Genomic DNA, 8,612 nt, shown 5'->3' on the forward strand with positions numbered 1-8,612 from the left:
CTTTGTTCGCTTTTTAAGCTTCAAAGATGCCCTATGTTGACGGAAACTATGTTTCCTTTATCTGCAACCTTCAACAGTCTCCCAGACTGTTGAAGCTGTCCCACTCTCTCTTTCTTACAATTCAGCAATTTGGTTCAAATTCACTTCTGCAACCGTATCGTTACCGAACATAGAAATGACCATTTTGACCTTGTTGTTATCAATTTCAGTGATCTTACCAGTATAGTCTGTGAAGGCACCGTCGATGATACGAACTGTATCGCCTACCTTGACATCCAAATCAAACTCTTGAACAGTTTGACCCATAGAGAGCAAGATACTGCGGATTTCTTCTTCCAACAATGGAGTTGGTTTTGAACGGTTTCCGTGGGATCCGACGAAACCAGTAACGTTCGGTGTATTCCGAACAACAAACCAAGCTTCATCTGTCATGACCATTTCGACCAAGACATAACCTGGGAAGCGGTTTTCTTCGATTTCTTTTGTTTTACCGTTTTTCTCAACTTGTACGGTTTGAGTTGGAATCTCTACGCGCAAGATGTTTTCTAACATATTGTAAGTTTGCGCACGTTGCAAAAGATTCTCTTTTACCTTGTTTTCATATCCTGAGTAGGTTTGTAGTACAAACCAGCCTTTATCAAAACTGTCCATTTGGGCATCCTTTCTTTCTGTTTAGCCTGCTCGAGCTTTTGTGAACACACTAAAAAAAGCCTCTTGGCTTTCCTTTTCCTAGCTTCATTATACCACATTTTGTAGGAATGCAAAGAGGTTTGCTGATTTATTTTTTAGAAAAGACAATAAAAAATGGGACCCTGAGGGTCCCACCTGGCTTCTTTTCTTAAAAGAAATTGATCATGTGCAATAGGCCACGTGCAATGACTTTGTCAAACAAATAAATCAATGCAACAAAGAAAGCGGTGTACTCAATCACTGAGATAAAGTTTTTCCATCTTTCCTTGCGATTTGGCCAAGTTGTATCTTTTAGTAAGACGAAAATATCTTTAATGAATTTCACAACTCTCTCCTATCGTGTTTCTTTATGGATGGTATACTTGCTGCAATGTTTGCAGAATTTATTGACTTCTAGACGTGTTGGTTTTGGCGTCCCACTCAACTTAATGGAGTAATTGCGTGACCCACAAACCGTACACGCTAGACTTGCTTTTTTTAATGCCATAACGCCTCCGTTCACCCCATTATAGCAAGTTTTCCACGTTTTGACAAGGACAGAAAATCTACTGTTAATAAAAAAGCAAATCTAAAGCGTTATCACTCTAGTTTTTTCCTCATTTTTGGTAAAATAAAACAAAAGGAGACGAATATGAAAAGTGATAACTTAAAAGAAAGTAGAAATATCGAAGACCGTCGAGGGCAAAGCTACTCCCAGTCTTCAGGCAACAGTAACCTTGGCGGGGGCATTTTACAAATTTTGCTATCGCCTGGTAGCTTCAAGAGTAAGATCATCATCATCCTTGTCATGGTCCTTCTAGGAGGGGGAGCTAGCCTTGGGGGCCTCTTTGGAAATGGGACTTCACAACCTTACCAGTCCACCCAAGTCACGCGCACCAATAAGACCCATGTCGACGATGCAGATGCCCAGTTCGTCAGCAAAGTCCTTGGGACAACAGAAGATCATTGGCACAAGGTCTTTCAAGCAGAAGGACGGACCTACCAGGAGCCCAAACTAGTCTTCTATACCGGACGGACAAAGACAGGCTGTGGGGTTGGGCAAGCATCGGCTGGGCCCTTCTACTGTCCAACCGATAAGAAAATTTATTTGGATATGAGTTTCTACAAGGAATTGACCACCAAATACAAGGCTAGTGGCGACTTTGCCATGGCCTACGTCATCGCCCATGAAGTCGGCCACCACGTACAAAATGAGCTGGGAATCCTTGGCAAATACCACCGTATGCAGCAAGGACTTTCTGAAAAGGAACGAAATGCCATCAGCGTCCGCATCGAGCTGCAAGCAGATTACCTAGCAGGTGTCTGGGCCCGCTCCATTCAAGACCGGAACCTTTTGGATATCGGTGATATCGAAGAAGCTATGAATGCGGCCCATGCAGTCGGTGACGACACTCTCCAGGAGCAAGCATTCGGCTACTCGGTGCCAGATAGCTTTACCCACGGGACTTCGGAGCAACGCATGCGCTGGTTCAAACGGGGCTACCAGTACGGGGATCTCCAACACGGCGATACCTTTAGCTTATCAGATAGTGAACTTTAAACAAAGGTCTATTCAGAAATCCTTCTGAATAGATCTTTTAGAATATAGACAAATTGCATTTTACATAAAACAACTTAAGTGATGTTGAAAAATTAAAATAATTAATACTATTAGGATCATTTCAACAGAAACTTTCCGCCGTGAGAAAAGTGCTAGAAACACTAGTGTTTCTAGCACTCGGGAGTTTTGGAACCTTAGGTCCAAAACTAAGTCATGGAACTTCTTCGAAGTTCGCTGACGTCCGTACTCACCTAAGGAAAGTTGCTAAGATGACTTTATCTTCAATCTGCAAAAAACGATTCAGAAGAATTTCTGAATCGTTTTTTTGATTAGAAACCAAGCCAACCTTTAAAGGTATCCCAAGCATTTTTCGCTTTTCCTGGGATATCGGCCTCGTCGATTGCTTTTTTCGCATCATCGACCATATTCGACGCCTTTTCTTTGACATCCTCAAAGAAACCTTTGTCTTCTTTGCTGTCTGTTTCTGTCGTTTCTTCTCCGACTGGCGCAATGCCATTTTCAGCATAAGAGTTCTTCACCGAATCAAACTGGGTACCGTCTGTATAAGGCAGGACACTGTTGGCAACATTACGGAAAATCTCTGACGCCGTTCCGGCACTACTATCGGTCAGGTAATGACCTTCATCGGTCGTTGGGAAACCAAGCCATTGACTGATGACCACATCTGGCGTGTAGCCGATCACCCATTGGTCTCCAGAGAGGTCCTTGTTAAAGCTGGTCTCTGTCGTACCGGTTTTCCCAGCCATGGTATAGCCATAAGGCGCAGCGTTGACCCCTGTACCATTACTGAAGGTTCCCAGCATCATATTGGTCATCTTATCCGTTGTGGATCCACTAAGCACCCGGGTTGATTTCTGACTGTGACTCTTGACCACTTGGCCACTGGCATTTTCGATCTTGGTAATGAGGTGGGCATCATTCATGACCCCGCCATTGGCAAAGGTTCCATAGGCTTGGGCCATCTGCATCGGATTGGTTGTCACACCAGCTCCCAAGGCAACAGCAAGCGACTTATCCACCTTATCCATGTTGAGACCGAATTTTTTTCCGTACTCAAAGACAGTATTGAGGCCCAATTCATTAGCGGTCGCCACTGCTGGAAGGTTGAGGGATTCTGCCAAGGCCTGGTACATCGGTACCGTTGGGCTCGACTGGATTCCTGCATAGTTATTGACTTCATAACTTCCGTATTGGGTGGTACTATTATCCAGTTCCTTATTGGTCGACCAACCTTCTGCAACAGCTGGACTATAGACCACCAAAGGCTTGATGGTCGATCCCGGACTACGGGCAGCCTGGGTGGCATAGTTGTAAGTACGGAAACCTGGATTTTGATCGCTTCCGACGCGTCCTACGAGAGCCCGAACCCCCCCGGTCTTAGGATCAAGGGCCACACTACCGGACTCTGCGCGCGTGCCGTCTTCCGCTACCGGGAAGAGGGCTGTATTGTCATAGATTACCTGCATGCTTGCTTGGTAATTTTGATCCAGCTCGGTGTAGATCCGGTAGCCATTTTTGACAATATCTTCTTCGGTGAGACCGTATTCGTTGACCGCTTCATTGATGACCGCATCAAAATAGGATGGGTAGCGGTAGTCCTCTGACTTGCCTTCATAGGCATCGACTAGCTGGCCATGGATATCAACAGCAGCAGATTGATCGGCTGTTGCCTGGTCAATATAGCCAGCCGCTACCATATTTTGAAGGACCGTATTGCGGCGGTTGGTCGCATTCTCTACTGAATAGAGCGGGTTATAGATCTCCGGTCCCTTGAGCATGCCTGCGAGAACCGCTGACTGATCTAGACTTAATTGACTGGCTGAAACCCCAAAATACTTTTTGGAAGCATCCTCAATCCCCCAAACCCCATTTCCAAAATAGGCATTGTTGAGGTACATGGTGAGGATCTCTTTTTTACTGTATTTCTTATTGATTTCAAGTGCCAGGAAGAATTCCTTGGCCTTGCGCTCCACCGTCTGGTCCTGAGACAGGTAAGCATTCTTGGCTAACTGCTGGGTGATGGTTGACCCACCACCTGAGCGACCCAGGGTCAAAATCGCTAAGAAGAAGCGACCATAGTTGATCCCGCTATTCTTGTAAAAGCTCCGGTCTTCTGTTGCGACCACGGCATTTTGCAGATTCTCACTAATGGCATCGAGTTCGACATAGGTTCCTTTTTGCCCGGTCAAACTTCCCGCCTGGTCCCCATTCTTATCATAGATAATGGTAGTCGCCTTCAGTGCATTCTGCAAATCCTTGACGTTGGTCGTCTTAGCAAGGTAGAAAAGATAGCCCCCTGTCAAGAGGCTAAAGCCTAGCCCAATGATCAGGAGAATCTTGGTCAAATGGAAGCGACGCCAAAAACGACGGAAGGGATGCTGAGAGAGAGGCTTGCTTCTGTGCTTGCCTGAGCGACTATAGGTCGGCTCTACTGTCTCTTCCGGTAGTTCCGTGTCTGGCACTTCTTCTGCCACCGCTTTGGGCGGATGATCCTTTCTAAAAAAAGTGATCAGGTTTTCAAATAATTCTTTTATTCTATTCATACCTGTTATTGTAACACCTTATCCTTGTCCTAGCAAGAAAAGATAGCTCATCCCCTTCTCCCATTTAGTTTTCTTTAAGCTTAGATTTTGCTACAATAGGGTCATGAACTATCAATTTACCATTCCACAATCCTTTCCCCAGATGACTGTGAAAGAGTTGCTTGAGGACTACTTCCTCATTCCCCGTAAGATCCGGCATTTTTTACGAACCAAGAAGCACGTTTTGGTCAATGGCGAGACCATCAACTGGCAGAGCCCCGTTCAAAAAGGAGACCAGATCCAGCTGATCTTTGACGCGGACGATTACCCTGAAAAAGAGCTCCTAGCCGGAGACCCGAGTCTGGTCGAAGAGCTCTATCAGGATGAGCATGTCATCATCGTCAATAAGCTTGAAGGTATGAAAACCCATGCCAATGATCCGACAGAAATTGCTCTTCTCAACCATGTTTCCAGCTATGTTGGATCCACCTGCTACGTCGTGCACCGCCTAGATAAGGAAACCAGCGGAGCGATTTTATTTGCTAAAAACCCTTTTATCCTGCCCATTCTCAACCGCATTTTGGAAGATAAAAACATCCAACGCGAGTACTGGGCCTTGATCCAAGGTAGCTTAGCACAAAAAACCATCGTCTACAAGGATAAAATCGGACGCGATCGCCACGATCGGCGCAAGCGCCTGGTCGATCCACGCAAGGGACAGTATGCAGAAACCCAGGTGACGCAACTGAAAAAAATCGGGCGCAACAGCCTGGTTAAATGCCAGCTTAAGACGGGGCGTACCCATCAGATCCGGGTGCATCTCTCCCATCATGGGCACCCGATTGTCGGGGACCCTCTCTATAACCCTGCACGCGGAGAGCGACTCATGCTCCATGCTCACCGCTTGACCTTCACCAATCCATTAACCCTTGAAACCATCCAAGTCGAGGCCCCTTCTAAGAGTTTCGAAGAAGGGTTGAAAAAATAAGAAAAGAACCGAAATAGTATTCTTAGAGACTTTCCTTAAGTGAGTACGGACGTCAGCGAACTTCAAAGAAGTTCCATGACTTAGTTTTGAGCCCCTTCGCTCTTTAATTTCTAGGCTCAGGCTAAAACAGTTTCCCAAACTGTTTTACTCTCAAAACTCCCGAGTGCTTGAAATTCTAATATTTCAAGCACTTTTCTCACTGCGTAAAGTCTCCAGTCATTATCGAATAATTCAAAAGATAAAAATCATTTAAAACAATTGACAGAATCTCTCATTTTATTTTAAAAACTTATCTGCATTCAAAAAAGAAGCCACAAAAAGAGGCTGGACAAAAACTGTTCAGCCTTTTTATATTTGATAGAAATAACTGTATGACGCAGTGGTTGATTGGCATCTTTGTTCGCTTTTTAAGCTCCAAAGATGACCTAATCAACTGTGCGGGGGTGGGAAGACGAACTCTTTTTAACTAGTCAGAGTTCTTTCCCACTCCCTTTTTATTATTGATAGCGTGGGGTTGCAAATCCACGGATATTGCCATGTCCGATTCGGTAGGTATTGCGACGGACTTGGTTGTTGGAGTTTCCTTCAATGGTATGAATGATTCCGTTTGAGACGCTTTCGACAATTCCGATGTGATCCGCAAAGCCATTGTTTTGTTGGCTATTTTGATCCCAGTTAAAGGTGATGATGTCCCCTGCTTTTGGTGTAGTGGTACCATCTTCATTCCAGATGCCCAAGCGTTTGAAGATCTGGATGTGACGTTCGACTCCACATTCACGACCAATCAAACCGCTCAAACCTTCCCGCTGGAAGACTGTTGTGACAAAGATATCACACCAGTCATCGGTCGTCTTCACTGCATAACCAACTGGAAGTGGTTTGACACTGTTGTAATCATTGACCAATTGATGGTGAGCTGCAGTGCCGCCACGAACACCCACTAGACTAGCTGCTGCCCGTAAGACACGGTCCCGTTGTCCATTCGTTACACGAGGACTAAAAGCAGTTTGATCTACTGTCGCACGGGGATGAAGGGCTGTTTGACCAAGGTTAAAGCCTTCAACGCCACCATCGACATAATCCACATAGACGTGAGTGGTATAGTTACCTGATTGGTACTGGTGATTTGCTGCAGAGACCTGCACTTCTGTATGCATACCAGAAGGTGCTGTTGAATACCAGAAAAGATTTTCTTGGTGCGCTTGAGACCAGGCTGCGACACGGATGTTCTTAATCCGACGTCCCTGAGGTGCCTGATCTACAGCTACTGTATAAGTCCCGTTCGTTGCATTGACATTCTTGATAGCAGCTTGCGTCTTGGTCTGGGCATTTCGGAATTCAACTTCTGTAGTCGTGGTACCAACACCTACACGAGAACCATCATTTTGAATGTAATAAAGGTGAATATGGTATTTACCAGTAGAGTTCTTATGATCGCTCGCTTTGACCGATACCTTGTAGTCTCCGTTTGCTTGACGAGTCGCTTCGTACCAGCGGAGATCATCCTGTCCATCCTTATCCGACCATGTAGGAACTTGAACAGTCCGCACACCTTTAGGACTGTATACATCCTTGATAATGACGTCAAAGGTACCTGTATCCTTGTTGTTGTTTTGGATCAAGATTGTACCAGAACGGCGGGCTTGACGCACTTCTGTCGTGGTTTCTGTAATGTAGTTCCGTTGGTTATTTTGATCTACATAATAAACATGGACATTGTATTTACCATCTTCATTTTTATGGTCTGAAGCTTTGATAGTTGCACGGTAACTTCCATCACTTTGAAGGACTGCTTTATGCCATACTAGATCATCTTGCCAGTTCTTGTCGGACCATGTTGGGATCAAGACTTCTTTTAATCCGTTTGGAGCTACTACATTACGAATTACTGCATCAAACGTGCCCGTCTCAACATTATTATTTTCAATCGTCAACGTGCCACTTGGTTTTACGTGGTGTACTTCTGTTGTAGTCTCTGTGATGTAGTTTCGTTTGTCAGATTGATCCACATAGTAGACATGGACGTTGTACTTACCGTCATCATTTTTATGGTCTGAGGCTTTGATAGTCGCACGGTAGCTTCCATCACTTTGACGAACTGCTTTATGCCAGACTAGATCATCTTGCCAGTTCTTGTCGGACCAGGTTGGGATCAAGACTTCCTTCAATCCGTTTGGAGCTACTACATTGCGAATAACTGCATCAAACGTGCCCGTCTCAACATTATTATTTTCAATCGTTAACGTGCCACTTGGTTTTACGTGGTGTACTTCTGTCGCAGTCTTTGTGATGTATGTCGTGGTTTCTGTTATGTAGTTCCGTTGATTATTTTGATCTACATAGTAGACATGGACGTTGTACTTACCATCTTCATTTTTATGATCTGAGGCTTTGATGGTAGCTCGGTAGCTTCCGTCACTTTGACGAACTGCTTTGTGCCATACTAGATCATCTTGCCAGTTCTTGTCTGACCAGGTTGGTATCAAAACTTCTTTCAAGCCATTTGGAGCTACTACATTGCGAATAACTGCATCAAAGGTTCCTGCCTCTGAATTATTATTCTCAATGGTGACAGTGCCACTTGGTTTAACGTGGTGTACTTCTGTTGTAGTCTCTGTGATGTAATTTCGTTTGTCAGCTTGATCTACATAATAAACATGGACATTGTATTTACCATCTTCATTTTTATGATCTGAGGCTTTGATAGTTGCTCGGTAGCTGCCGTCACTTTGACGAACCGCTTTATGCCATACTAGATCATCCTGCCAGTTCTTGTCTGACCAAGTTGGAACCAAGACTTCTTTCAAGCCATTTGGAGCTACTACATTGCGAATAACTGCATCAAAGGTTC

At 44.8% G+C, this 8,612-nt stretch carries 7 protein-coding genes; 2 read left to right on the top strand and 5 right to left on the bottom strand.

Annotation, left to right across the window (positions count from 1 at the left end):
• Positions 1 to 114: 114 nt before the first annotated feature.
• The 3 genes from nusG to rpmG form a co-directional block, all read right to left on the bottom strand.
• Entirely contained in the window at positions 115 to 651 is a 537-nt protein-coding gene (nusG, locus tag LIZ08_RS08560; RefSeq protein ID WP_003002077.1) for a transcription termination/antitermination protein NusG, read from the bottom strand.
• Between the two features lie 187 nt (positions 652 to 838).
• A complete protein-coding gene (gene secE / locus LIZ08_RS08565) occupies positions 839 to 1,015 on the bottom strand; it encodes a preprotein translocase subunit SecE (RefSeq protein WP_003002261.1) in 177 nt (58 codons plus the stop codon).
• Positions 1,016 to 1,024: 9 nt separating this feature from the next.
• Positions 1,025 to 1,177, bottom strand: coding sequence for a 50S ribosomal protein L33 (rpmG, locus tag LIZ08_RS08570; protein WP_003009043.1), 153 nt, complete (start codon positions 1,175 to 1,177; stop codon positions 1,025 to 1,027).
• 144 nt (positions 1,178 to 1,321) lie between these two features.
• Between rpmG and LIZ08_RS08575 the strand changes: the two genes are divergently transcribed.
• Positions 1,322 to 2,230 (top strand): neutral zinc metallopeptidase, encoded by a 909-nt coding sequence (locus tag LIZ08_RS08575; protein ID WP_227038672.1) that lies wholly within the window; start codon positions 1,322 to 1,324, stop codon positions 2,228 to 2,230.
• Between the two features lie 329 nt (positions 2,231 to 2,559).
• On the opposite strand, the gene pbp2a is transcribed toward LIZ08_RS08575, so the two are convergent.
• Entirely contained in the window at positions 2,560 to 4,794 is a 2,235-nt protein-coding gene (pbp2a, locus tag LIZ08_RS08580; RefSeq protein WP_049514444.1) for a penicillin-binding protein PBP2A, read from the bottom strand.
• Between the two features lie 103 nt (positions 4,795 to 4,897).
• Between pbp2a and LIZ08_RS08585 the strand changes: the two genes are divergently transcribed.
• Positions 4,898 to 5,761, top strand: a complete 864-nt coding sequence (locus LIZ08_RS08585; RefSeq protein WP_227038673.1) for an RluA family pseudouridine synthase — start codon at positions 4,898 to 4,900, stop codon at positions 5,759 to 5,761.
• Positions 5,762 to 6,258: 497 nt separating this feature from the next.
• Here the strand turns inward: LIZ08_RS08585 and LIZ08_RS08590 are convergent.
• Positions 6,259 to 8,612: GBS Bsp-like repeat-containing protein (locus tag LIZ08_RS08590; protein ID WP_227038674.1), on the bottom strand; the 2,354-nt coding region annotated here is incomplete at its 5' end.

Origin of the sequence: Streptococcus sp. 210928-DFI.4.42 (assembly GCF_020554365.1) — a bacterium.
Classification (GTDB): domain Bacteria; phylum Bacillota; class Bacilli; order Lactobacillales; family Streptococcaceae; genus Streptococcus; species Streptococcus parasanguinis_S.